Source organism: Rhodoferax sp. GW821-FHT07G04 (assembly GCF_059418585.1).
In genome coordinates, this window is the sequence record NZ_JBWKQD010000002.1 from 1039556 (window position 1) to 1064595 (window position 25040).

The window sequence follows — 25040 nt, forward strand, 5'->3', positions numbered from 1 at the left end:
GCGCACACCAGGATCCGTGGCCACCGTGGCCCCCTGTTGCGATCCAACCGCTTACCGCTGCCCCGTTTCTTCCCCATCCATGCCCGTTCCGTCCACGCCTGCCACCCGCCGCCGTCGCCCATCCCAACGGGTGCTGGTGCTGACCGCCGTGGTGCTGCTGGCGCACTGGGCGGTGCTGCGTTCGGCGCCGCTGGCCTGGGCAGCCCATGCCAGCAGCGATACGGGTACGGCCTGGGCCTTTTCGACCCGCACCATTGCAGCCCCCCCTCCGCCGGCACCGCCAGCCGTGGCAAATGATCCGGTCAAACCGGCACCCACCGCGGCTGCACGCAAGGCCCCGCGCTTACCGCCACCCCCGAAGCCAGAGGCCGTCTTGCCGGAGGGCACTGAATCAAATAGCACGCCAGCCCTCGTCGAGTCTATGCAATCCGCTATCGAAACCGTAGCATCTGATACCCTCAGCGACGGCGCCTTTGCCAACACGACCCAGTTGCTGGCAGCCGCGGCCATGCCGGCACCCGCTCCCGTGGTCGTGGCCGCAGGCCCCAGCGCCAGCAGCCCCGCTGTCGCCACACCACCACCGGCCAAGGCCGTGCAGAAGTTTGTGGTGCCACCACCGGCACGGCTGAAGTACGACGTCAAGGGCGAGGTCAAAGGCTTTCCCTACCATGTCAATGGCGACCTGCAATGGACGCAGGACGGCAAAACCTACAGTGCCCGCATGGAAATCAGCCATTTCTTGCTGGGCTCGCGCGTGCAGACCAGCACCGGCCAGATCGGCAGCCACGGGCTGGAGCCCATCCGTTTTGGCGACAAGGTACGCAGCGAGGTCGCCGCCCACTTCAATTACGAGGCCAACAAGGTCACGTTCAGCGCGAACACACCCGACGTGCCCCTGCTACCGGGCGCGCAGGACCAGCTCAGCGTGCTGCTGCAAGCCGCCACCATGGTGGCCGGCGACCCACGGCAGTTCACACCGAACAGCACACTATCGTTCCAGGCGATCGGGCCCCGGTCGGCCGAGAACTGGGTGTTTACCGTGGGTGTCAGCGAAAAACTGAGCCTGCCCGGCGGCGAGATCAGCGGCCTGCACCTGTGGCGCGACCCCAATGGCCAATACGACTCCAAGCTGGAAGTCTGGCTGGCCCCTGAACTGGGCTACCTGCCCGTGCGCATACGCCTGACCCAGGCCAATGGGGATCTGGTTGACCAGCAGTGGAAATCCACACAGCGTTGAGCCCCCACGCTCCGCCGCTGCGCGGGTTCCCAAAAACATTGCATCTTGATTTCTCGGATATTGCGCCCACTTGCAATACACGCTCTATGATGGAAACCATGCAAACGCTCTACGACTCAGAATCCTATTCGGTCACCCATATGCTGGCCAATGCCGAATACGACGGCAAGACCACCAGTGTGGGCACCATTGCCACCGTGCAGTACCCCAGCGGTGTGCCGACGATGGCGCGGCATGGTTTCGAGATCGTGGACAAGCGATCCGGCAAAGAGGTGTACCTGGACGGCTCGTGGGCCGAATTGTTCCAGCAGCACATCATGGCCTGGCAGGTCAACACCCCCACCCAGGAAGAGGTGGAAGACACCTTGGAACAGTACGCAGAATTGGCGCAAAACCCGGTACTGGTGCACTAAACCTTCGCGAGGAACCGCCCCATGAACGCGCATATCCAGGCCTGCCAGCAGCAGTTACTGGCCATGCGCACGGCCTTGCTGGCGCAGATTACCGAGCAAGGGGTTGGTGCCGTCAGCCGCGTTGATGTCGCCGCAGACCATTTTGGCCACCCCGACCAGACCGGTGCGCAACTGGCGTCCGAGCGCCAACTGGAGTTGGCCATGGGCGAGCGGGAAGTAGCCGAGTTGGCCGCTATAGACGCCGCCCTGGGCCGTGTGCAAGCCGGCAACTATGGCGAATGCACCGACTGCGGCAAACCCATTGCACCCGCCCGCCTGCAGGCCAGCCCCGAGGCCGCGCGCTGCATTGCCTGCCAGGAAAAACTGGAACACCGGCACTCCGGGTAAGACCAGCGGTGCCAAACAGCTGTTTCGTGCTGCGACAATGTCGCACCATGAGCCAGACCTACATACTCACCCTGTCATGCCCAGACCGCCTGGGATTGGTCCACGCCGTCTCCGGCTTTTTGCTGGAACGCGGTGGCAATATCGAAGAAGCTGCCCAGTACAACGATCCCGATACCGGCCTGTTTTTCATGCGGGTGCAGTTCAGCTGCGTGCGCCTGACCTTCCAGGATCTGCGCACCCAACTCGCCTTTTTTGCCAAGCCCTACTCCATGCAATGGGGGTTGCATGCCACGTCGCAGCCCATGCGCGCCGTGCTGCTGGTCAGCAAAGAAGGGCATTGCCTCAATGACTTGCTGTTCCGCTGGAAGAGCGGCCTGCTGGCCATCGATATCCGCGCCATCGTCTCCAACCACCGGCACTTCTACCAGTTGGCGGCCAGCTACAACATCCCGTTCCACTACATCCCCGTCAACTCGGAGACCAAGGCCCAGGCCGAAGCCCGCCAGTTGGAGATCATCGACTCCGAAGGTGCGGAACTGGTGGTGCTGGCCCGCTACATGCAAATCTTGAGCGACGAGTTCTGCCAGAAGCTGTCTGGCCGCGCCATCAACATCCACCACTCCTTCCTGCCCAGCTTCAAGGGGGCCAAGCCCTACTACCAGGCCCACGACCGGGGTGTGAAGCTGATCGGCGCCACCGCCCACTACGTGACGGCCGACCTGGACGAAGGCCCCATCATCGAGCAGGATGTGGCCCGCGTGGACCACAGCAAGACCGTGGAAGATTTGACGACCCAGGGCCGAGACACCGAGAGCCAGGTGCTGGCCCGCGCCGTCAAATGGCACAGCGAACACCGCGTGCTGCTGAACGGCCATAAGACGGTGATTTTCAAATAGCGCCAACGCCCCGTTTACGAGCCAAGATGAACAAGGGGGCGTAGCGCCCCCTTTTTGTTTTAGCGGTAGACCGTCGTTCCCAGGTCGAAACGACCAACGAGCTGGTCCAGCGACTGGGCCTGCTCATCCAGCGACTGGGCCGCAGCCGCGGCCTCTTCCACCAGGGCGGCATTCTGCTGCGTGGTCTCTTCGATCTGCGCAATGGCGCGGTTGATATCTTCAATGCCTTCGCTTTGCTCCAGCGAGGCTCCGGAGATTTCTTCCATCACCGTGCTGACCTGCATCACGGTCTTTGCCATGTCGGCAATCGTCTGCCCCGCGCTGCGCGCCAGTTGCGAACCCTCTTTGACCTGCGCGGTCGAGTTTTCGATCAATGCGCTGATTTCCTTGGCGGCGGTGGCGCTGCGCTGTGCCAGGTCGCGCACCTCGGCGGCCACCACGGCAAAGCCACGCCCTTGCTCGCCGGCGTGCGCGGCTTCCACGGCGGCATTCAGCGCCAGGATATTGGTCTGGAAGGCAATGCTCTGGATGGCACCGATGTTGGAATGGATGGCCTGCGTGCTCTGGCTGATCTTTTCCATGGTCAGCACCACGTTGGCGACCACCTCCCCCCCCTGGCGCGCCGCCTGGCTGGCACTGCCGGATAGTTGCGCGGCGCGGGTGGAGCTGTCGGCATAGCGCTTGGCGATGGCAGTGAGCTGCTCCACATTGGTCGTTGTCTTTTCCAGTGACGATGCCTGCTGTTCGGTGCGGTTGGACAGGTCCAGGTTGCCCATGGAGATTTCACGCGAGGCATTGGCCACCTGGGCCGAGCTTTCGGCGATCTCGCCCATGGTCTGCGCCAATTGGGTCTGCATTTCGCGCAGCGAGTGCAACAGGCTCTCGGTGTCGTTGGGCGCCAGCTTGATCTCTGTCGTCAAGTCGCCGCTGGCAATGCCGCTGGCAATGGACTTGGCGTAGGCCGGCTCACCGCCGAGTTGGCGCGTCAGGCGCCAGATCACCCAGCTGCCTACGGCGATGGACAGGGCAATCAGCAGCAGCACGATGCCCACAACCCAAATCAGGGACGTCTTGTAAATCTCGCCGGTGTGTTGCATCGTGGCCTCGGCCGACTGGCTGCGCTGGGCCACCAGGCTATCCACGATCTTCTCGACCTTGCGGGTTTCATTGAGCAGGCCCGCGTCTTCGGATGCGACGTCGGGGCTCAACTCCATGAAGGACAGGGGCTGCTCCTTGACCAGCTTGATGTACTCGCGCAGGCGCTTGCTCCACTTGGCAATCGCCTCGGCCAACTGCTTGGTCGTCGCTACCGACTCTTCGCTGGTCGACAGGCCCTGGATGAGTTCGATCTTCTTACCCACCTCGGCGAGGCTGGACTCGATGTCCTTGGACAGGGTCTCACGCTCGGCGGCCGTGCTGGCCGTCAGTAACTGGGTTTCGGCACGGCTGGCCCGCAGCACGTTGCTGCGCACCTGCTCGGCAGCCTGGCCGGCGGCGTATTCCTGCTCATAGATCACCTTGGTGGACGCATTGAGGCGCCCCATCTGGAACAACGAGAACGCGCCGATGATCAAGGCACCGGCCACCACCACGGCAAAGGCCAGGCGCAAACTGGCGCGCACCGACATGCCATCACCCGCCGACTTTGCGGGCTTGAGCAGGCGCTCGCGTACTGTTTGGGCCATGCCGCCCAGAGCCTTCAGTGCGGGGTTTTGGGGAGGGAGCCGAACGTCGGCGATCGAATCGGACAATGCAGGCTGCAGGCTTTCAGCGGGATCGGATTCCATCATGCGATTCCTAAATGGGAGATGCGAAAGCATCAGGATAGCCGGGTTTTACGCCCGTGTGCCCATTTTTTCGCCCATGCGGATGGCGCCTGCGGGCGCCCATGTGGAGCTGAAAGTCAAGGGGCCGCGCGGAAACAACAGCACCACGGTAGACCCCAGCAAGAATCGTCCCATCTCATCGCCTTGGGCCAAATGGACGCCGCCATCGGCGTAGCTGCGTTCCCAGATGCGCCCCGGCCGCGGCGGATTGACCAGGCCATGCCACACGGTGGCCATGCTGCCCACGATGGTGGCGCCCACCAGCACCTGCACAAAGGGGCCCTGGGGTGAATCGAATACGCAGACCACGCGCTCATTGCGGGCAAACAGACCGGGCACACCGCGCGCCGTCGTCGGGTTGACCGAAAACAGGTCACCGGGCACGTAAATCATGCGCCTGAGCACCCCATTGCAGGGCATGTGGATGCGGTGGTAGTCCTTGGGGCTCAAGTACAGGGTTGCGAAATGGCCGTCTTCGAACTCGGCGGCCAGCTTGGCGTCGCCCCCAACCAGCGCCGTCGTGGAGTAGCTGTGGCCCTTGGCCTGGAAGATCTGATCCTTCTCGATACGCCCGAACTGGCTGATGGCACCGTCCACCGGGCACACCAGCTCCGCCTGCGCCAGTGGCCGGGCGCCGGGCTTCAGCGGCCGGGTGAAAAAATCGTTGAATGTGGCGTAGCTGGCAATGTCGGGGTTGGCCGCTTCGGCCATGTTGACGTTGTAGCGTTTGACAAACCAGCGTATGACGGCGGTGGTCGTGCTGCCGGCGCGGGCGCTGGCCAGCTTGCCGGCCAGGGCGGTGATCGCCTGCTTGGGAATGAGGTACTGCGGCAAAACCGCCAGGGTGTCGGACACGGCAGTTCCTTCTGATAGTGTGTTGAAGCCCCGAGGCGGGGACGAATCCGGCCGGATTATAGTTAGTGCACCATGTCTGCCGCCCGCATCCCGCCCATCCAATGCCTGCTGACTTTCGAAGCGCTGGCCCGCCTGCGCAGCGTGACGCAGGCCGCCGAAGAGCAGTGCGTGACGCCCAGCGCGGTCAGCCACCGCGTGCGCCAGCTCGAAGGCATCATCGGGACCAAGCTGTTTGGCCGCGCCGACTTTTCGCTGACGACCGAAGGCATTGCCTACCTGGCCCATGTGCGCGAAGGCCTGGCCAGTCTGCAAAAATTCCCCAGCGCGGCCAGCGCACCCGGCAAGCGCAAGCTGCGTCTGGCAGTGACACCCACCTTCGCCCGCGCCATCCTGATTCCGCGGCTAAGCCAGTTCACCGAGGCCTACCCCGAGATTGACCTGACGCTGCAGGTGTCCATACCCCTGCTGGACGTGGTCGCCGAGGACGCCGACTTGATGGTGCGTTTTGGCACCGGCCGCTATGCCGACATCGAACACCTGTGCCTGATGAAGGACGAGGTCACGCCGGTAGCCTCGCCTGCGTTTGTGCGCGAGCAGGGTCCGTTTGACACAGCGCAAGACCTGGAGGGCCTGCCGCTACTGCGCAGCCCGCTGGAGCCGTGGCGCACCTGGTTTGCCGCCAATGCACTCGACTGGCCGGAACCCATAGATGGCTCACAATTCAACGACATGGGTCTGCTGTGCGATGGCGCCGCCGCCGGCATGGGCGTGGCCCTGGTGCGGCTGAAGCTGGGTGCGCCCTGGCTGGACAATGGTTCGCTGGTGCGGCTCGGCACCAACGCGCTGTTTGGCGCCAACATCCCCAGCCCGCATGCCCACTACCTGTGCTGGCGCACCGGCACCATGGACCGCTGGGAATGCGCGGCCTTTGCGGACTGGTTGAAAAAAGCGGTGACCTAACTTGCAATTTCTTCACGCCATATCCACGCGCTGTGCCGTACAGTGCATGCAGACAGCCTCTCCCGGACGCCTCCATGAATGCCCCCTCTTCCACAAACCAGCAGGAATCGCTACAAAAAGCAGAGCTGCAAGCCCAGGTTATACGAGGGCTAGAGGCCAATTTACCAAAAAGCAGCCTGCTATGGAACCGCGAAGACACCACCCCCTACGAATGCGACGGCTTGACCGCCTACCGCCAGCGCCCGCTGGTGGTGGCGCTGCCCGAGACCGAGGCACAGGTGGCGGCCGTGCTGAAGACCTGCCACGCGCTGGGCGTGCCGGTGGTGGCCCGCGGTGCGGGCACCGGTCTATCCGGCGGTGCCATGCCGCACGCGATGGGCGTAACCCTGTCGCTGGCCAAATTCAACAAAATCCTGCAGGTCGATAAACGCAGCCGCACTGCCGTCGTACAGTGCGGCGTGCGCAACCTGGCCATCAGCGAGGCGGCCGCGCCCTTGGGCCTGTACTACGCACCCGACCCGTCCAGCCAGATCGCCTGCACGATTGGCGGCAACGTGGCCGAGAACTCCGGTGGCGTGCACTGCCTCAAATACGGGCTGACGCTGCACAACGTGCTCAAGGTCAAGGGCTATACGGTTGAAGGTGAGCCCATCACCTTTGGCAGCGACGCGCTGGACAGTCCCGGCTACGACCTGCTGAGCCTGGTGGTTGGCAGCGAGGGCATGCTGGCCGTCATCACCGAAGTGACGGTGAAGTTGGTGCCCAAGCCGCAACTGGCGCGCTGCATCATGGCCAGCTTTGACGACCTGCGCAAGGCCGGCGACGCGGTGGCCGCGGTGATTGCCGCCGGCATCATCCCGGCCGGGCTGGAGATGATGGACAAGCCCATGACCGCCGCGGTCGAAGATTTCGTACACGCCGGCTACGACCTGAACGCCGAAGCCATTCTGCTGTGCGAGAGCGACGGCACGCCGGAAGAAGTGGAAGAAGAAATCGCCCGCATGGCCGATGTGCTGCGTGCGAACGGCGCCACCGCCATCGCCGTCAGCCGCGACGAGGCCGAGCGCCTGAAATTCTGGAGCGGCCGCAAGAACGCTTTCCCCGCCAGCGGACGCATCAGCCCGGACTACATGTGCATGGACTCGACGATCCCGCGCAAACGCCTGGCCGACATCCTGCTGGCCATCCAGCAGATGGAGAAGAAATACCAGTTGCGCTGCGCCAATGTCTTCCACGCCGGAGATGGCAACCTGCACCCCTTAATCTTGTTCGACGCCAACGACCCCGACCAGTTGCACCGCTGCGAACTGTTTGGCGCCGACATCCTGGAAACCAGTGTAGCCATGGGCGGCACGGTGACCGGTGAGCATGGCGTGGGGGTGGAAAAGCTCAATAGCATGTGCGTGCAGTTCTCCGCCGCCGAAAACGCGCAGATGCTAGGCATCAAACAGGCCTTTGACCCCAAGGCCCTGCTGAACCCCGGCAAGGTGATCCCCACGCTACAGCGCTGTGCCGAATACGGCAAGATGCTGGTGCGCGGCGGGCAGATCAAGCACCCGGATCTGCCGCGCTACTGAGTTGACTCGGTTCAGGTGCGCTTTTTGGAGATGCTCTCCAAGGCCTGCTTGCCCACGGACTCGCACAAGTGGTTCAAGCCCTGCGCCACATTGGCCGAGTAGTCGGACACTGTGTATTCCTGGCCCTTGTAGCGGATGCGCAGGCCCAGACGGTCTTTGCCCGCAAAGATGCCAAAGGCGACGCGAATACCGGGCGGCCGCTGGCGGATATCGGTGATCGTGACCTCGGCAACATCCGTCTCCGACACGGCCATTGCATTCTTTTTCGCTTCAGCCGCATAGGCTGCTTCGATCAGCGGAGGTACTTTTTCGTTCTTCTCGCAGTCACCGCAAGCCCAGGTGATGCTGAGCTTGGGGACCGTGGGCAAGCTTTGGGCTTTGGACGCCGCCGCGGTTTCGGTTTTGGCCACAACAGTGGCTTCGGCGGTGGCCTCGGTGGCGCTGGGCTCCGTCTGGGCCCAGGCTGGGCCTGCAGATGCAAAGCCCAATAGCAACGCCGCGCTGGCAAAAACGAATTCTTTTTTCACGCATTTCTCCCTGGTTTGTAGATGCACATGCGCTCCGGTGCCTCACCGTGAGCGCACAGCATTGTGCCGTCTACCATGGGGCTAACTCGACATCTCTCCCAGGTTGGTGTAACGCGTTGTTACTTGGTCTGTGCCAATGGTGGATGGAACAGACGGTGACAACAACACAATGCACGGGATGCACCGCAGGGGCGCCCGCCTAGGCAATCTGCTCCAACGCCGCTTTCAGGTGCGCTACCGTGCGGTCCACGTTGTGCAACTTCTCCAGCCCAAACAGCCCGACGCGGAAACTGCTGAAGTCGGCCGGCTCATCACACTGCAGCGGCACGCCCGCGGCCGTCTGCAGGCCTTGGGCCAAAAACTTCTTGCTGTTCTGCACGCCCGGGTCTTCGGTGTAGCTGACAACCACGCCCGGCGCCTGGAAGCCTTTGGCCGCCACGCTGGCGATACCCTTGCTCTCGAACAGCGCGCGCACCTTGGTGCCCAGGTCGAGCTGCTCGGCACGCACTTTTTCGAACCCGTAGCTGCGCGTCTCCTGCATCACCTCGCGCAGGCGGGTCAGCGCGTCGGTAGGCATGGTGGCGTGGTACATGTGGGCGCCGCCTTCGTAGGCTTCCATGATCTGCAGCCACTTCTTCAGGTCGCAGGCAAAGCTGGTGCTGGTGGTGCCGTCGATGGCTGCGCGGCCGCGCTCGCTCAAGCAAACCATGGCACAGCAGGGTGAGCCGCTCCAGCCTTTTTGCGGGGCGCTGACCAGCACATCCACACCCGTGGCCTGCATGTCAACCCACATCGCACCGGACGCAATGCAGTCCAGCACAAACAGCCCCCCGACCGCGTGCACGGCGTCGGACACGGCGCGCAGGTAGTCGTCGGGCAGCAGCATGCCCGAGGCGGTTTCCACATGCGGAGCGAACACCACGTCGGGCTTCTCGCGGGCAATCGTGGCCACCACCTCGTCCACCGGGCAGGGCGCCCACGGTGCCTGTTTGCCATCGCCCACGCGGCGGGCCTTGAGCACGGTGCTGGACGCGGGGATGCGGCCCATATCAAAGATTTGCGTCCAGCGGTAGCTGAACCAGCCATTGCGGATGACGAGGGTCTTCTTGTCGGTGGCGAACTGCCGCGCCACGGCTTCCATGCCAAAGGTGCCGCTGCCGGGCACGAGGATGGCGGACTTGGCGTGGTAGACCTCTTTGAGGATGGCCGAGATGTCTTTCATGACGCCCTGGAAGCGCTGCGACATGTGGTTCAGTGCGCGGTCGGTGTAAACCACCGAGAATTCGAGCAGGCCCTCGGGGTCGATCTGGGGCAATAGTCCGGGCATGGCGGTCCTCTATTTTGTTGAGGACAGAGCTTGCACTGCGTGCTGCGGTCTGTCCCGCAAGGTTTCAGGATTTGAAGCGGAGGGGCAGCTTAGCATGGGCTGCCTGCCCTTCCACGCCAGGGGATTACCAGGTGTCAATGCTGGGCCCAGGGGGCATGGGGTCAACCCGCCCGGCCTGCAGCCCACGCACAATCCAGGCCCGCGTATCGGCGGGGTCGATGACCGCATCAATCTCCAGTGTGGCAGCCATGTTTATGGCGCTGCCGTTGTCATATTGGCGGGCCACCAGTTTGTCGTACAGCGCCTGGCGCTCGGGGCCTTCGGGCACGGCCTCCAGCTCCTTCTTGAAGCCCAGGCGGACGGCTCCTTCCAGCCCCATGGCGCCGAACTCGCCAGTGGGCCAGGCGACGGTGAACAGTGGGGAATGGAAACCACCGGCCGTGACGCCCATGGCGCCCAGGCCATAACCTTTGCGCAGGACGATGCTCAGGAAGGGCACACGCAGATGCGCCGCAGCAATGAACAGGCGGCTGACGTGGCGCACCTGGGCCGTCGCCTCGATCTCCGGCCCGACCATGAACCCGGGTGTATCCACTAGGCTGACAATGGGCAGGCCGTGGGCGTTGCACAGCTGCATGAAACGCGCGGCCTTGTCGGCAGCGTCTGCGTCGATCGCGCCGCCCAGGTGCAGCGGATTGTTGGCCAGCAGGCCGATAGGCCGGCCCTCAACACGGGCCAGCGCGGTGTGGATGCCTTTGCCAAAACCGGTGCGCAGCTCCAGCAGGGAATCGACATCGGCAAGGCCCTGCAACGCGGCGCGGGTATCGTAGACGCGCAGGCGGTTCTCGGGCACCACGTCGCGCAGGGCCAGCGCGGGCGGGGCGGTGAATGCCTTGGCAGGTCCCTGGAAGAACGTCAGGTAATGCCGCGCCGCCGCCACGGCCTGCGCCTCGTCGTCCACCAGGATGTCGATAACGCCATTGCCATGCTGCACGCCGGACGGCCCAATCTGCTCCGGCTTGAAGACACCCAGGCCGCCACCCTCCACCATGGCCGGGCCGCCCATGCCGATGTTGCTGGCCTTGGTGGCGATGATGACATCGCTGCAACCCAACAGCGCCGCATTGCCGGCAAAACAACGACCGGCGGCGATGCCGACCACCGGCACCTGGCCGTTGAGCCGCGCGTAGCTGGCAAAGGTGGCCACATGCAGGCCGGCCACGATGGGCATGTCCACATCGCCCGGCCGGCCGCCCCCGCCCTCGGCAAACAGCACGACCGGCAGCTTGTTCTGCAGCGCCAAGCCCAGCATGCGGTCGGTCTTCTGGTGGTTGCGCATGCCCTGGGTACCGGCCAGCACGGTGGCGTCGTACGACATGGCGACGATGGACTGGCCGTTGACCTGGCCGATGCCGGTGACCATGCCGTCGGCGGGGGTGTTCTGGATCAGGTCTTCTGCACTGCGGCGGCTGCGCTGGGCGGCCACGGCCAGGGCGCCGTATTCGGTGAAGCTACCGGCGTCGCACAGGTCGGTAATGTTCTCGCGCGCGCTGCGCAGGCCCTGGGCGTGGCGCTTGGCCATCGCCTCCGGGCGGCTGGCGTCCAGCGTGAACGCCTGGCGCGCCAGCAGCTTCTGCAGGTCGGCGCGGGGCGCGTCGGGTGCATGTGGTGCGGCGGGCTGATGGGCACTTTGCGGCAAATCGCCTTTTGCCATTTCAGCCTCTAGCCCCCGTGGAACCTGCGTGATTAGCTCTGAAATCAATAGCACTTCATCGGCATTGACCATTTCACCTGCGGCAAACAGCAGCTCGGTGACACGGCCCTCGGCCTCGGCGCGCACCTCGTGCTCCATCTTCATGGCCTCCAGGATCACGACCACGTCGCCCGCGCGCACGGTGTCGCCGGGGGCGACCAGCCATTGAACAATCTGGGCCTGCAAGGGGGAGCGGATGGAAGTCATGGCGGCATTGTGGAGCAGGCCCAGCGCCGTGCGCGTCAAGCGAGTGACAGCCAGGGTGGCCCCGCCCGATTTGCTCCACAATCGCGGCATGCACCACACCCCATTGATAGAAATGACCCGCGGTGGCACGCTGGAGAACCAGCACTTCGGCTCGGTTGCCGTGGTCAACACCCAAGGCAAGCTGCTGGCCCATGCGGGCGATCCGCACTGGATGACCTTTACCCGCTCCACGCTGAAGGCGCTGCAGGCCCTGCCCTTTGTGGAAGCCGGCGGCCCACAGCACTTTGGCTTTACGCCCCAGCACGTCGCCCTGCTGTGCGCCAGCCACAGCGGCGAGCCCATGCACGTGCAGGCCGCGCAAGACATGCTGGAGAAGGCGGGCCAGACCTACAAGGTGCTGCGCTGCGGTTGCCATGTGCCCTACCACTTCGAGATTACCGGAACAGCCCCTAGCCCTCATGAAACCTTCGATGAGCGCTACAACAACTGCAGCGGAAAGCATGCCGGCTTTGTCGCCTACTGCGTGCAGCACGGCCTGAGCCTGGACAACTACGAGGCACCCGAACACCCCTTGCAACAGGCGATTCGCCGCGACGTGGCGTTGGCGGTGGGCATGGATGCCCACGACATGAAGGCGGGCGTGGACGGCTGCTCGGCTCCCAACTACGCGATGCCGCTGTCCAAGCTGGCCACGGGCTATGCGCGCCTGGCCAGCGGTGCGGCGGACAGCCAGTTTGGCGCCAGCTTTGCGCAACTCAGCGCGGCCATGACCGCCCACCCCGATCTGGTCAGCGGCACGGGCCGCAACGACAAGGCCTTCATGGAAGCCGGCAAGGGCGACTGGGTCACCAAGGTCGGCGCCGACGGCGTGCAGGTGGTAGGCAGCAAGAGCCGCGGCCAGGCCTTTGCGCTGAAGATCATCGACGCCAACAAGCCCGCCCTGTTTGCCGCCAGCGTGGAGGTCATGGAACAACTGGGCTGGCTGGACGATGCCCAGCGCGAGGCGCTGCGCCCCTGGCGCGCCCAGGCCATCATCAATGCCCGCGGCATCCAGGTGGGCGAGCGCCGCCCGGCTTTCAAGCTGCAGAAGCCCTAGGCCAGAATCCTCTTTTTCCTTTCTCGACGACACCATGAACCACAACACCAAAGTCAGTTTGATAGGCGCCCCCACCGACATCGGCGCCGGCAGCCGCGGCGCCAGCATGGGGCCAGAGGCCCTGCGCGTGGCCAACATCGCCAGCACCCTGGCCCAGCAAGGCCTGGATGTGGTCGACAAGGGCAACCTGACCGGCCCCAACAACCCCTGGCTGCCCCCCACCGACGGCTACCGCCACCTGACCGAGGTCACTGCGTGGAACCAGTCCGTGCACGACGCCGTGTATGCCGAGCTGTCCGATGGCCGCCTGCCCATCTTGCTGGGCGGCGACCACTGCCTGGGCATAGGCTCCATCAGCGCCGTGGCCCGCCACTGCCGCGACACCGGCAAGAAACTGCGCATCCTGTGGCTGGACGCCCATGCCGACTTCAACACCAACACACTCACACCCAGCGGCAACATCCACGGCATGCCGGTGGCCTGCCTGTGCGGCCATGGGCCCAAGGAGCTGATCGAGATCGGCGGCCATGTGCCCGCCATTTCGCCCAAATGGATACGCCAGATCGGTATCCGCAGCGTGGACGAAGGGGAAAAGCGCTTTGTGCACGAGATGGACCTGGAAGTGTTCGACATGCGCTACATCGACGAGATGGGCATGCGCGCCGCCGTCGAGCTGGCGCTGGCCCTGGTGGATGCCAACACCCACCTGCATGTGAGCTTTGACGTGGACTTTCTGGACCCCGACATTGCCCCCGGCGTGGGCACCACGGTGCGCGGCGGCCCCAACTACCGCGAGGCCCAGCTGTGCATGGAGATGATTGCCGACACCGGCCGCCTGGCCAGCCTGGACGTCATGGAGCTCAACCCCGCGCTGGACGAGCGCAACCGCACGGCCGAGGTGGCGGTGGACCTGATCGAGTCGCTGTTCGGCAAGAGCACGCTGATGCGCAAATAGGCCCAGACGGGCCTTGGCCCCGTCGGCAGGGGGCCGCGCACAGATTTGCTCCAGCCTGCGCTTGCTGTTAGGATGATTTTCAGGTCCCGTTTGGGGGTTCATCGTGACGGAGGATGCGGCTATGAGAAGGCTACTCTGTGTGGGCTTGTTGTTGTCTGGCAGCGCCTGGGCCCAGGGTTTGACCCTGACCACGGAAGACGCTCCGCCCTTCAACTACACCACCGACGAGGGCAAGACCGTGGTCGGCAGCGCCACCGAAGTCATCCACGCATTGTTCAAGCGGGCCAGGATCGATTACACCATCACGCTCTATCCCTGGGTGCGCGCCATCGAGATGGCCCGCAGCAACAAGGACACCTGCGTCTACTCCACCACCCGCACCGAAGAGCGCGAAAAGAGCTTTCAGTGGGTAGGGCCGGTGGCCCCCAATGACTGGATTCTGTTCGCCAAGACCGATAGCAAAATCCAACTGACGTCCGTCGACGATGCCCGCAGGTACAAGCTGGGCGGCTACCGGGGCGATGCCGTCACGCTGTTCCTGCAGAGCCAGAAATTCACGGTCGACGAAGCGGTCAATGACGAGCAAAACGTCAAGAAGCTGCAGGCCGGGCGCATCGAGCTGTGGGCCACCGGCAGCCAGGCTGGCCCCTTCATCGCCCGCAAAGCCAACGTTCCGATCAAGCCGCTGTTGAACCTGCGCAAAACCGAGCTCTACCTGGCCTGCAACCCCGCCGTCGCGCCGGAAACCGTGGCCAAGCTCAATGCCACGCTGCACGCCATGGCCAAGGATGGCACGACCGACAAGATTTACAAACAGTACCAGTAGGCCGAATGAGGCCGCCCCCAGAACATGCGCTATCCACCTTCGCCGAGTACACGACCATGAAAAAAATTCTATGCTGTTGCTGGGGTTTGCTGCTGTGCGCCAGCACCTGGGCCGATGGGCTGGTATTGACCACCGAAGACGCGCCCCCGTTCAACTACTCCGACGACGACGGAAAGACCATCCAGGGCAGCGCCACCGAGGCCTTGCAAGAAGCACTGCGGCGCACGCAGATTGACTACAAGATCACGCTCTACCCCTGGGTACGGGCCATCAAGATGGCGCGCATGGAGAAGGACACCTGCGTCTACTCCACCACCCGCACCGAGGAACGCGAAAAAGAATTCCAATGGGTGGGGCCCATCGCATTCAGCAACTGGGTGTTTTTCGCCAAGGCGGACAGCGGCATCAAGCTGGACTCATTGGACGATGCTAGGAAATACAAGGTCGGTGGTTACCGCGGGGACGCGCTGGCGCTGTACCTCAAGGGCCTGAAATTCACCGTGGACGAGGCCTATTACGACGACCAGAATGTGCGCAAGCTGGAGGGCGGCCGCATTGACCTGTGGGCCACCGGCAGCCAGAACGGGCCGTATTTCGCTGGCAAGAAAAACGTCAAGATCAAACCCCTGCTGGAGTTCAAGCAGACCGAGCTTTACCTGGCCTGCAATCTGTCAGTGGCACCGGAAACCATTGCCAAACTCAATACCACGCTCAGGGCCATGGACAAGGACGGCACCACCGACAAAATCAACCGCAAATACCAATAATTTTATTTTTACTCGGGGTACTGCACCACCTGCACGTAGTTGTCACGCGGCAGGTAGCGCTTGGCGGTGGCCTGTAGCTCTTGCGGCGTGATGGCGGCCACGCGCTTCTCAAAGTCCAACAGGATGGCGGGGTCGGTGCCATACAAGGCCGCAGTTTGCAGCTGCCCCGACCAGTAGCTGTTCTCGCGCAGATTCTTGCGGTGGGCGATCAACCAGTTTTGTTTGACCTTGGCCCAGTCCTGCGGATCGGCACCGGCGTCCTGAATCTTCTGGATCTCGCCAAAGGCCGCGACAACCACCTTGTCCACATTTTCCGGCGCACAGGGCAGGGTCAAGTTCAATTGGTAATGGCCATAGGGCGTGCGCATCAAGCTGCCGCGCAGGCTGCCGCCATAAATCAGCGTGAGCTTTTCGCGCAGTTCGTCGATGATCTTGATGTTCAACACATCGATCAAAGCACTCACGCGCAACTGCTCATCCTCGGAATAAACCGCAGGCCCGCCGAAGCTGATGGACACCTGGCTCTTGGCCTCGCTGCCGATGCGCACCTCTTTCTTCACGACTCCGGTCACCGGGCGTATACCCAGGTCCGCAAACTGGGCCGGGATGTCCGGTGTGGGCAGACTGCCCAGGTAGCGGGCCACCAGGGGCTTGATGTCCTCCGGCTTGAAGCTGCCCACGAGCACAAAAACCATGCCCTTGGCGCTGGCAAAGCGCTCGCCATAGATGCTGCGCATGCGTTCCAGATTCAAGTTGTCAAAGTTGGCCGGCCGGGGCGTGAGCCAGACACGGGGATGGGCGTTGTACAAGGTCGTCTGCACCGCATCCGAAAACACCGACTCAGGCCGCGCAATGGCGTTGCGGGCAGAGTCTTGCGAGCGGGTCACAAAGGACTGGTACAGGTCCTCATCTCGCCGCGTGGCGCCGAACTTCAGACTCAACAGCTGCAAGGTGGTCTCCAGGTCCTCCCTGCTGGATGACGCGCTGACATACTCGTTATACGTACCCAGGCCCGCGTTCACCGACAGCACCTTGCCAGCCAGCATCTTTTGCAGATCAGTGGGGGAGAACTCGCTGACACCCATTGCGGACGCCACCGAACTGGCATACCCCGCATTGAACATATCCGCCTGGCCATACAGCGACTGTCCGCCAAAACGGTTGGCACCCAGTGTGATCTCGTCGTTCTTGAAGTCGGTGGGTTTGAGGATGACTTTGATGCCGTTGGACAAATCCCACTCGGTGGTTCCCAGCGCGGCGTTCTGCCGCTCGGCGACCACGCTGCCCCCCTTGGGTGGATGGGCCATCAAGCTGCTGGCCACGGCCTTCTCGCTACGGGCACTGACCACGCTCTGCTCGGCCTTGGTGACGCTGGCCAGCAATTGGGTTTCTGTGGGGATGTTGCTGTCGGCTTTGTCCGTGCCGGTGTAGACCACGAGCTTGCTGGCCTTGTCGGGAATGGCGGCCTTGGCATAGGCGTTGACATCGGCTAGGCTGATGGTGGGCAGCAACTCACGGCCATAGGCCAGCTCGTTTTCGATACCGGGTATGCGCTCACCCTCCAGGAAGCTGCGCAAGTACTCGGCGGCGTAGCGGGCCGAATCGGTCTTCTCGCGCTCGGCAAAGCCCTGCTCCAGGTTGCGCAGCAGGCTCTTTTTGCTGCGCTCCAGCTCGGCGGCCGAGAAGCCGTATCGGCGGGCACGCTCGTTCTCCTGAATCAGGGCCTGCACCGCGGGTTCAGCCCCCATCCGGCCCAGCAGCGCACTGGAGTTGAAGGACCGGTAACCCGGCACCAGACGGCCCATGCCACTGCCCCCCCCCACAAAGGGCGGCGTGGCCTGCTGGGTCAACTCCTGCATGCGCTGGCCCAGCATGGCGCCAAACAGCCGTTCGACCAGGGCCTCGCGGTAATCGGCAAACGTGATCTCGTCACGCTGGGGCTGCACCGGGTAGCGGATCATCATCACATTGTTGGTGGCTTCCTTGTCGGTCACCACCAGGGCTTCGGAGTCACTGCGCGCCGACAACTTGGGGTAGAGGCGCGGCCGCTCGTTGGCGGGATTCTGGAGTTTGCCGAAGTGGGATTCCACCAAGGCCTTCGCAGCCTGGGGTTCGATGTCGCCCACCACCACCACGGCCATCAGATTGGGGCGGTACCAGTCTTTGTAGAAGCGCTTGATGGCATCGTGCTTGAAGTGTTTGATGCTGTCTTCGGTACCGATGGGCAGGCGCTTGGCGTACAGCGAACCACTGAATATCTTGGGCAGCACCTGTTTGTTCATGCGTTCCTGGGCGCCACGGCCTATGCGCAACTCTTCCAACACGATGGAGCGCTCTAGGTCGGTATCAGGGTCATTGAAGGCCACGCCGTGGGCCCAGTCTTCCAGCACCAGAAAGCCCTTTTCGATGTTCTCGGGGTTCCCGGTGGGGATGGGCAGGATATAGACCGTCTCGTTGAAGCTGGTGTAGGCATTCAGGTCAGGGCCAAACTTGAGTCCAATGGACTGCAGGTACGAGACCAGTTCGTGCTTCTTGAAGTGCGTGGAGCCGTTGAAGGCCATGTGCTCGGTCACATGGGCCAGGCCCAGTTGGTCCTCATCCTCCAGGATGGAACCGGCCTTGACGACCAGGCGCAGTTCCAGGCGCTTCTCGGGACGGCTGTTTTTCTGGATGTAATAGGTCAGGCCGTTGGCCAACTGGCCGACCGTTACCTGAGGCCCCACGGGCACGGGATCGGTCAGCGTGAGTGCGGCCTGGGCAGCCCATGCACTGGCCAGCAGGACGCCGGCTGCGCACAGGTTTCGAAATAAGGGGGGTCGTGTCATGTATTTCTCAACAATAGCAAGAGGTTGAGCTTAGCAGCAGCCCGTAAACACCGGGTATATTTGCCCCCAGTTTCCCGAGAGAACCATGCCGCGACTGACCCCTGTACTGCTAGCCTGCCTTGCCGCACTGTGCACTTCGGTGCACGCCGGCGTGCCCGAGGGTGTGGAAGCCCACACCAAACAGCGCTACGCCGATGCCCGCAAGGAGCTGGCCGAACCCGCCGAACAAGGCGACGCCGAGGCGATGACACTGATGGCCGAAATGCTGATGCGCGGCCAAGGCGGCAGCCGCGACGAACTCAAAGCCCGCGACTACATGCTCAAGGCCCACGAGGCCGGTACCGTGCGCGCCACCTACAACCTGGGCAATATGTACCTGACAGGCAACCTGGTCGCCAAGGACGAGGCCAAGGGCACGTCCCTGGTCAAACAGGCGGCCGAGCAGCGCTACGCCCCCGCCCAGGCCAACCTGGGCGCCTGGATCTCGGCCGGCCGGTTCGGCTTCGCCAAGGACGAGGCCATCGCGCTCACCTGGTTCCAGGCCGCGGCGGCACAGGACAACGCCGTCGCCATGGGCTGGCTGGGCTCCTACTATGAAGAGGGCAAGGGTGGCCTGACCATGGACAAGTTGGTCGCATTGGATTGGTACAAGAAGGGCGGCGAAAAGGGCTACTCCTATGCGCTGGAGGCCGCCGGCCGCATGTACGCGCTGGGCCGCGGTGTCAGTGCCGACGGTGCCGAAGCCCTGCGCTGGTTCCGGCGCGCGGTGGCGGCGGGCTACCTGCCCAGCTACAACTGGATGGCCAGCGTCTACGAATTCGGCCGTGGCGGTGTCGCCAAATCGCCCACCCTGGCCTATGCCTGGTATGCCGCCGTACCCAGCAACGCCTATGCGGACGATATGAAGACGGCCAACGAAGGCAAGGAGCGCACCCAGAAACTGCTGAGCACGGCTGAATTGGAAGAAGCCACCAAGCAGTCCAAAACCGTCGCCGGCCAGACCATTGCCGCCGAATTGGCCGCCAAGGCCAGCAGCGCCGCTGCAACCCGCAAAGATGTCTACGGCAGCGGTGTCGTCGTTAGCCGCGGGGGCGACATCGTGACCAACGAGCATGTGGTGCGTGGTTGCCAGAAGATCCGCATCCAGCCCCAGGGCCTGGAAGCCAAGCTGGTGGCCAAGGACAGCCGCAATGACCTGGCGCTGCTGCGCGTGGAAGGCGCCAGCCTGGCGGCCATGAAATTCCGCTCCGGCAAGGGCCTGCGCAAGGGCGATGAGCTGGTGGTGGTGGGCTACCCGCTGCCAGGCATCCTGTCGTCAGGGGCGGTCGTGACCACGGGCATTGTGAACGCCCTCAGCGGTGTCAGCGACGACACCTCGGGGTTCCAGATGTCGGCGGCCGTGCAACCGGGCTCCAGCGGCGGACCGATCTTCGACCACAACGGCATGCTGGTGGGCATTGTGCGCGCCACCATCCCCAGCAACGGCCCCATCCCCGCGCAAAACATCAACTTCGGCATCAACCTGCCCACGCTGTCGAGCTTCCTGGACGCCCACTCGGTGGACTATGCCGTCAATACCAGCACCGGAAAGCCTATGAGCCTGGTCGACATTTCTTCCATGGCGCAGAAGTCCACGGTGCAAGTCCAGTGCAACTGAGCATTTGTTAATTTGGCCGCCAGCCCTCGTCAAACAAGCACAGTTCGCTAGATTATTGATAGCAGCTCGCAGTCCACGCTGCGGCTGGCGCCCGTTCGCACCGGCGTGAAGCTCGTCTGAGCAGGCCTGCAGGTCTTGTGCGTAGAATGCAACGCACCCCTCCATACAAAGCTCGGATCGGCTGCGTTGATGCTCCACAAACGGTCTCCGTTCTCCCGCAACGTCTGGCTCACCGTGAGCATGGTGGTCGCCATGGCCGGCATGTTCTTCGCCTACACCGTGTTGGAAGAGCGGGTAGACCGGACCAACGCGCTGCGCTTCCAATCCATCCGCCTGGCCGACGAGTTGCGCCTGTCATCCGACGAGCTGACCCGCATGGCCCGCTCCTTCATTGCCACCGGCGAGGTGCGCTACAAGAAGCACTACCAGAATATTCTGGCCATCCGCGATGGCCAACTGCCCCGGCCTGCGGATTACCGCAACATGGCCTGGGACCAATTGCTGGCCAATAGCCGGCGCGCAGGCCCCGACTATGGCCCGGCGATCAGCCTGCTGGAGCTGATACGCGCAACCGGCGTGACAGAGGAAGAGTTTGACAAACTGGCCAAGGCCAAGACCCAGTCGGACGCTTTGACGCACACCGAGTTGGCGGCCATGGCCCTGCTGGACGAACCCGGGCCACAAGCTTCCGCCAACCGCGCCAGGGCCCTGACCATGGTCTTCGATGACAACTACCACAGCGCCAAGGCGCAGCTGATAGAGCCCATTGGCCAGTTCTACACCATGGTGGAGGAGCGCACCCGCCAGGCCGTGAAGGAGGATGAGACCGACTCCCGCCACTTGCGGTATGCCCTGGTCATCAACGGGCTGTTGCTGTTGGCCATGCTGGCCCGTACGCGCTGGGCCTTCCGGGCCGCGCTGGGCGGCCCGCTGGACAAGGTCCATGCCCACATCACGCAGATCGGCCAGGGGGATTTTTCCGCCCCCATCGAGGTACCAGACGGCAGAGAGGGAAGTGTGCTGGGCTTGCTGGCGCAGACCCAGGCCAGCCTGGCCCGCATGGACGGCGAGCGCCGCCAGGCTCAGGCCGCGCGCCTGGAATCCCTGCGAGAGTCACAGACATTGATGGCGGCAGTCAATGTCTACTCCATCGTGTCCATGACCGACCCGGCCGGCACCATCACCTATGCCAATGAGATGTTCAGCCGGATCAGCGGCTACAGCCATGCCGAATTGATAGGGCAGAACCACCGCATCCTCAATTCCGGCACCCAGCCCCCAAGCTTCTGGGCCGCGGTGTGGAAGACCGTCTCCAGTGGCCATGTCTGGCGTGGCGAAGTGTGCAACCGCGCCAAGGACGGCTCGCTGTACTGGGTGGACACCGTGATTGCGCCCTACTTCGGCGACAAGGGTATTGAGAAGTACATCTCCATCCGCTCCGACATCACCGCGAACAAGCGGGCGCAGCAGGTGCTGGATGTGGAACGCCAACGCCTGGACAACATCATCACCGGCATACGCGCTGGCACCTGGGAATGGAACCACCAGACCGACCAGGCCCGCGTCAACGCGCGTTGGGCCGAGTTGATGGGCTACACACTGGAAGAGGTGGAGCCCGACCCCAACCGCGTCTGGCGCGACGCCGTGCACCCGGACGATCTGGCGACCGCCGGCCGCAATCTGGAAGAGCATCTGGCCGGACAGCGCGACACCTATGAGTTTGAAGGCCGGGTGCGCCACAAGAATGGACAGTGGGGCTGGCAACTGACCCGCGGACGCCTGGGCACCCGCACCCCCGATGGCAAGCCGGAGTGGATGTACGGCATCACGCTGGACATCACCGAAACCAAGCGGGCCGAGATCGAGCGCGAGGAGCAGGCCGCCAGCCTGCGGGACAGCGCGGCTTTTCTGGCCCGCGCCGGCCGCATTGCCGGCATAGGCCGCTGGCAATATGACCTGGTCAGGGGCACGATCGAATGGTCGGCCCAAACCTGCCACATCCACGACGTGGCCAACGGATATGCCCCCTCGCTGGAGGAGTCCATCGCCTTTTTTGCCCCCGAAGCCCGCGCCGAGATCCAGACCGCCATCGACAACGCCAAGAAGACCGGCAAGCCCTGGGATCTGGAACTACCCCTGGTCACTGCGATGGCGCGGCGCATCTGGGTGCGTTGCGCCGCAGAGGCCGAGTACCGCGACGGCAAGCGCATACGGCTGGTGGGGATTTTTCAGGACATCACGCAGCGCCACAAGCTGGAAGACGAAATCCGGCAAAAGAACGTGCTGATGAAGAACATCCTGGAAAACATCCCGGTGGGCCTGAGCGTCATGGACAGCAAGCTGAACCTGGTCGTGGACAACCCGCTGTTTCGCACGCTGCTGGACTTTCCCGATTCGCTGTTTTCCGGCGAGGTCACGTCGTTTGAGTCCATCATCCGCTTCAACGCCATGCGCGGCGAATACGGCGCCGGTGACCAGGACTCCATCGTCAAGGACATTGTCGACCGCGCCCGTCTGGCCCAGGCCCACCGCTTCCAGCGCCAGCGCGGGGACGGCCGCACACTGGAAGTGCGGGGCGCGCCAATGCCCGATGGCGGATTCGTCACCACCTACTCCGACATCACCGAGCTGACCCGCGCTACCGAAGCCGCGCAGGAGGCCTCGCGCTCCAAGAGCCAGTTCGTGGCCAATATGAGCCACGAGATCCGCACACCGATGAATGCCATCCTGGGCATGCTCAAGCTCTTGCACAACACGGAGTTGTCCACGCGGCAACTGGACTACGCGGCCAAGGCGGAGGGGGCGGCCAAGTCCCTGCTCGGTCTGCTCAACGACGTGCTGGACTTCTCCAAGATCGAGGCCGGCAAGATGGCGCTGGACCCACAGCCGTTTCGCATGGACCGCTTGCTGCGCGACCTGTCGGTCATCCTGTCGGCCAATGTGGGCCAGAAGCCGGTCGAGGTCTTGTTTGACGTGGACCCCTGTTTGCCGGCGGTCATGGTGGGCGATGCCATGCGCCTGCAACAGGTGCTGATCAACCTGGGGGGCAATGCCATCAAGTTCACGAACCGCGGCGAGGTGGTGGTGCAGTTCAGGGTGCTGGAGCAGACGCCGGGGCACACGCGGCTGCGCATCGCCGTGCGCGACACCGGCATTGGCATCGCACCCGAAAACCTGACCCATATCTTCGATGGCTTTTCGCAGGCCGAGGCCTCGACAACGCGCCGCTTCGGTGGCACGGGCCTGGGCCTGTCCATCTGCAAACGCCTGGTGGCGCTGATGGGCGGCGCGCTGGAAATCGACAGTGTGCTGGACCAGGGCAGTTGCTTCCACTTCAGCATTGGCCTGGCCATTGCCGACGATGTGCCGGGCGACCCGCGACCACCGCAACAGACGGTGGAAGGCCCCATGCATGTGCTGGTGGTGGACGACAACCCGGTGGCTGCCGATCTGCTGGCGGCCATGGCCCAATCCTGGGGTTGGCGCGCGGACGTGACCCACAGTGGCGAGCAGGCGCTGGCCTTGCTGCAGGCGCGAGCCCTGGCCCTGCGCTCGCCCTACGACGCCGTGTTTGTCGACTGGCTGATGCCGGGCCTGGATGGCTGGGAAACCATCGCCCAGATGCGCACGCTTGGCGCCCAGGCGATCAGCCCCATCACCGTGATGGTGACGGCCCATGGGCGCGACATGCTGACCCAGCGCAGCCCTGAGGAGCAGGCCTGCCTGAATGCCTTTCTGATCAAACCGATCACCGCCTCCATGCTGCTGGACACCATTGTGGATGCGCGCGCAGGGGTCAGCAATCTGCGCACCCGGCCGCGCACGCGCTCCGAACGCGTGGGCCGCCTGGAGGGCATGCGGGTGCTGGTGGTGGAAGACAATTTGATCAACCAGCAAGTCGCCCGTGAACTGCTGAGCGACGAAGGGGCGCAGGTCACGATTGCCGCCAATGGACAGCTCGGCGTGGATGCCGTCGCCGCGGCCGAGCCCCCTTTCCATGCGGTGTTGATGGACATACAAATGCCGGTCATGGACGGCTATGTAGCCACCCAACAGATCCGCCAAACGCTGGGGTTGGCCAAGCTGCCCATCATCGCAATGACGGCCAATGCCATGGCTTCCGATCGGGAGGCCTGCCTGCGATCCGGCATGAACGACCATATCGGCAAACCCTTTGACCTGGCCCATCTGGTAGAAGTGTTGCTCATGCACACACGGCGCGGCAGGCCCGGTGCCAACACGGTGCGCCTGCCCCGCACGGACGCCAACGCCCAGGCCGATCCAGGCGCCGCAGCCCCGCTGGAAATCCCGCCGCCCGATCGCATGGATACCGAGGCGGCCATCGCACGCCTGGCCGGCAACACGGCGCTGTACGCGACGATTCTGCAGTCCTTTCTGCAGGGCCTGCCCGAGCAGTCCGCCCAACTGGAGCAACTGCTGCAAGGAAACGACACCGCTGGTGCGGCCCAATTGCTGCACACGCTCAAGGGGGTATCGGCCACGGTAGGGGCTATCCACCTGTCTGCGGTGGCAAGGGCAGCCGAAACCGAGGTCAAACGCGCGGGTGCCACGCCACCCTGGACCGATCTTTACACACGCTTTACACAAGCGGTGGCCGATACCCAACGTACCATGGGACCGCTGGTGCAACACTATGGTGCATCGGAGCAACGGGGTGTGCAAGAGGCGCAAAACCGGGCCGAACTGCTGGCCGATCTGGATGAGTTGCGTGCCCTGCTGGCCGACTCGGACATGCGGGCGCTGGAGGTGCATGCGCGGGTGCAAACGGCCAGTCCCAAATCTGCTGCCAAGGGGTTCGCCGAGCTGGAGCAGGCCGTGCGGGACTTCGACTTCGCAGAGGCCGCTGCGCAATGTGAAAGGCTGATCGAAGCACTCAATGGTGCGTCCGCCAATGCCTAATCAGGACTTATAACGCCCTGTTACGATTT

19 protein-coding genes are annotated in these 25040 nt (G+C 63.7%); 12 read left to right on the plus strand and 7 right to left on the minus strand.

What is annotated here, in order from left to right; translation table 11 throughout:
* Positions 1-51: 51 nt before the first annotated feature.
* Positions 52-402, minus strand: a complete 351-nt coding sequence (locus tag AC07OO_RS13980; RefSeq protein WP_495082700.1) for a hypothetical protein — start codon at positions 400-402, stop codon at positions 52-54.
* A gap of 19 nt (positions 403-421) precedes the next feature.
* Here AC07OO_RS13980 and AC07OO_RS13985 point away from each other — a divergent pair, with 19 nt between their 5' ends.
* The 4 genes from AC07OO_RS13985 to purU all read left to right on the plus strand — a co-directional run bounded on the left by AC07OO_RS13985 (position 422) and on the right by purU (position 2933).
* A complete protein-coding gene (locus AC07OO_RS13985) occupies positions 422-1237 on the plus strand; it encodes a DUF3108 domain-containing protein (protein ID WP_495082701.1) in 816 nt (271 codons plus the stop codon).
* Positions 1238-1335: 98 nt separating this feature from the next.
* Positions 1336-1650, plus strand: a complete 315-nt coding sequence (locus AC07OO_RS13990; RefSeq protein WP_495082702.1) for a BTH_I0359 family protein — start codon at positions 1336-1338, stop codon at positions 1648-1650.
* Between the two features lie 21 nt (positions 1651-1671).
* Positions 1672-2037, plus strand: a complete 366-nt coding sequence (locus AC07OO_RS13995) for a TraR/DksA family transcriptional regulator (protein ID WP_495082703.1) — start codon at positions 1672-1674, stop codon at positions 2035-2037.
* Between the two features lie 47 nt (positions 2038-2084).
* Complete coding sequence (purU, locus tag AC07OO_RS14000; protein WP_495082704.1) at positions 2085-2933, plus strand: formyltetrahydrofolate deformylase; 849 nt, start codon at positions 2085-2087, stop codon at positions 2931-2933.
* A gap of 59 nt (positions 2934-2992) precedes the next feature.
* Here the strand turns inward: purU and AC07OO_RS14005 are convergent, their stop codons facing one another.
* Both AC07OO_RS14005 and asd read right to left on the minus strand, forming a co-directional pair.
* Positions 2993-4720, minus strand: coding sequence for a methyl-accepting chemotaxis protein (locus AC07OO_RS14005; protein ID WP_495082705.1), 1728 nt, complete (start codon positions 4718-4720; stop codon positions 2993-2995).
* A gap of 48 nt (positions 4721-4768) precedes the next feature.
* Positions 4769-5614: an archaetidylserine decarboxylase gene (gene asd / locus AC07OO_RS14010; RefSeq protein WP_495082706.1), complete on the minus strand. Its 846-nt coding sequence runs from the start codon at positions 5612-5614 to the stop codon at positions 4769-4771.
* Between the two features lie 72 nt (positions 5615-5686).
* Between asd and AC07OO_RS14015 the strand changes: the two genes are divergently transcribed.
* Together AC07OO_RS14015 and AC07OO_RS14020 are read left to right on the plus strand one after the other, a co-directional pair.
* Positions 5687-6574, plus strand: a complete 888-nt coding sequence (locus tag AC07OO_RS14015; RefSeq protein WP_495082707.1) for a LysR substrate-binding domain-containing protein — start codon at positions 5687-5689, stop codon at positions 6572-6574.
* Between the two features lie 74 nt (positions 6575-6648).
* Positions 6649-8151 (plus strand): FAD-linked oxidase C-terminal domain-containing protein, encoded by a 1503-nt coding sequence (locus AC07OO_RS14020; RefSeq protein ID WP_495082708.1) that lies wholly within the window; start codon positions 6649-6651, stop codon positions 8149-8151.
* An 11-nt stretch (positions 8152-8162) separates the two neighbouring features.
* Here AC07OO_RS14020 and AC07OO_RS14025 read toward each other — a convergent pair whose 3' ends face one another.
* The 3 genes from AC07OO_RS14025 to AC07OO_RS14035 form a co-directional block, all read right to left on the minus strand.
* Positions 8163-8678, minus strand: a complete 516-nt coding sequence (locus AC07OO_RS14025; protein WP_495082709.1) for a hypothetical protein — start codon at positions 8676-8678, stop codon at positions 8163-8165.
* Between the two features lie 199 nt (positions 8679-8877).
* Positions 8878-10005 (minus strand): aminotransferase class V-fold PLP-dependent enzyme, encoded by a 1128-nt coding sequence (locus AC07OO_RS14030; RefSeq protein ID WP_495082710.1) that lies wholly within the window; start codon positions 10003-10005, stop codon positions 8878-8880.
* Between the two features lie 124 nt (positions 10006-10129).
* Positions 10130-11956, minus strand: a complete 1827-nt coding sequence (locus AC07OO_RS14035) for a carboxyl transferase domain-containing protein (protein ID WP_495083352.1) — start codon at positions 11954-11956, stop codon at positions 10130-10132.
* A 97-nt stretch (positions 11957-12053) separates the two neighbouring features.
* Here AC07OO_RS14035 and AC07OO_RS14040 point away from each other — a divergent pair, with 97 nt between their 5' ends.
* From AC07OO_RS14040 to AC07OO_RS14055, 4 genes are all read left to right on the plus strand, one after another.
* Positions 12054-13061 carry an asparaginase gene (locus AC07OO_RS14040; RefSeq protein WP_495082711.1) on the plus strand — a complete coding sequence of 336 codons (1008 nt, stop codon included), beginning with the start codon at positions 12054-12056 and terminating at the stop codon, positions 13059-13061.
* Positions 13062-13095: 34 nt separating this feature from the next.
* Positions 13096-14016, plus strand: a complete 921-nt coding sequence (gene rocF / locus AC07OO_RS14045; RefSeq protein ID WP_495082712.1) for an arginase — start codon at positions 13096-13098, stop codon at positions 14014-14016.
* 121 nt (positions 14017-14137) lie between these two features.
* Complete coding sequence (locus AC07OO_RS14050) at positions 14138-14842, plus strand: substrate-binding periplasmic protein (protein WP_495082713.1); 705 nt, start codon at positions 14138-14140, stop codon at positions 14840-14842.
* Between the two features lie 56 nt (positions 14843-14898).
* Complete coding sequence (locus AC07OO_RS14055; protein WP_495082714.1) at positions 14899-15609, plus strand: substrate-binding periplasmic protein; 711 nt, start codon at positions 14899-14901, stop codon at positions 15607-15609.
* An 8-nt stretch (positions 15610-15617) separates the two neighbouring features.
* On the opposite strand, the gene AC07OO_RS14060 is transcribed toward AC07OO_RS14055, so the two are convergent.
* A complete protein-coding gene (locus AC07OO_RS14060) occupies positions 15618-18434 on the minus strand; it encodes a M16 family metallopeptidase (protein ID WP_495082715.1) in 2817 nt (938 codons plus the stop codon).
* Between the two features lie 85 nt (positions 18435-18519).
* On the opposite strand from AC07OO_RS14060, the gene AC07OO_RS14065 reads away from it, so the two are divergent.
* Both AC07OO_RS14065 and AC07OO_RS14070 read left to right on the plus strand, forming a co-directional pair.
* Positions 18520-20091, plus strand: a complete 1572-nt coding sequence (locus tag AC07OO_RS14065; protein ID WP_495082716.1) for a trypsin-like peptidase domain-containing protein — start codon at positions 18520-18522, stop codon at positions 20089-20091.
* Between the two features lie 189 nt (positions 20092-20280).
* Complete coding sequence (locus AC07OO_RS14070) at positions 20281-25011, plus strand: response regulator (RefSeq protein WP_495082717.1); 4731 nt, start codon at positions 20281-20283, stop codon at positions 25009-25011.
* Positions 25012-25040: the final 29 nt, after the last annotated feature.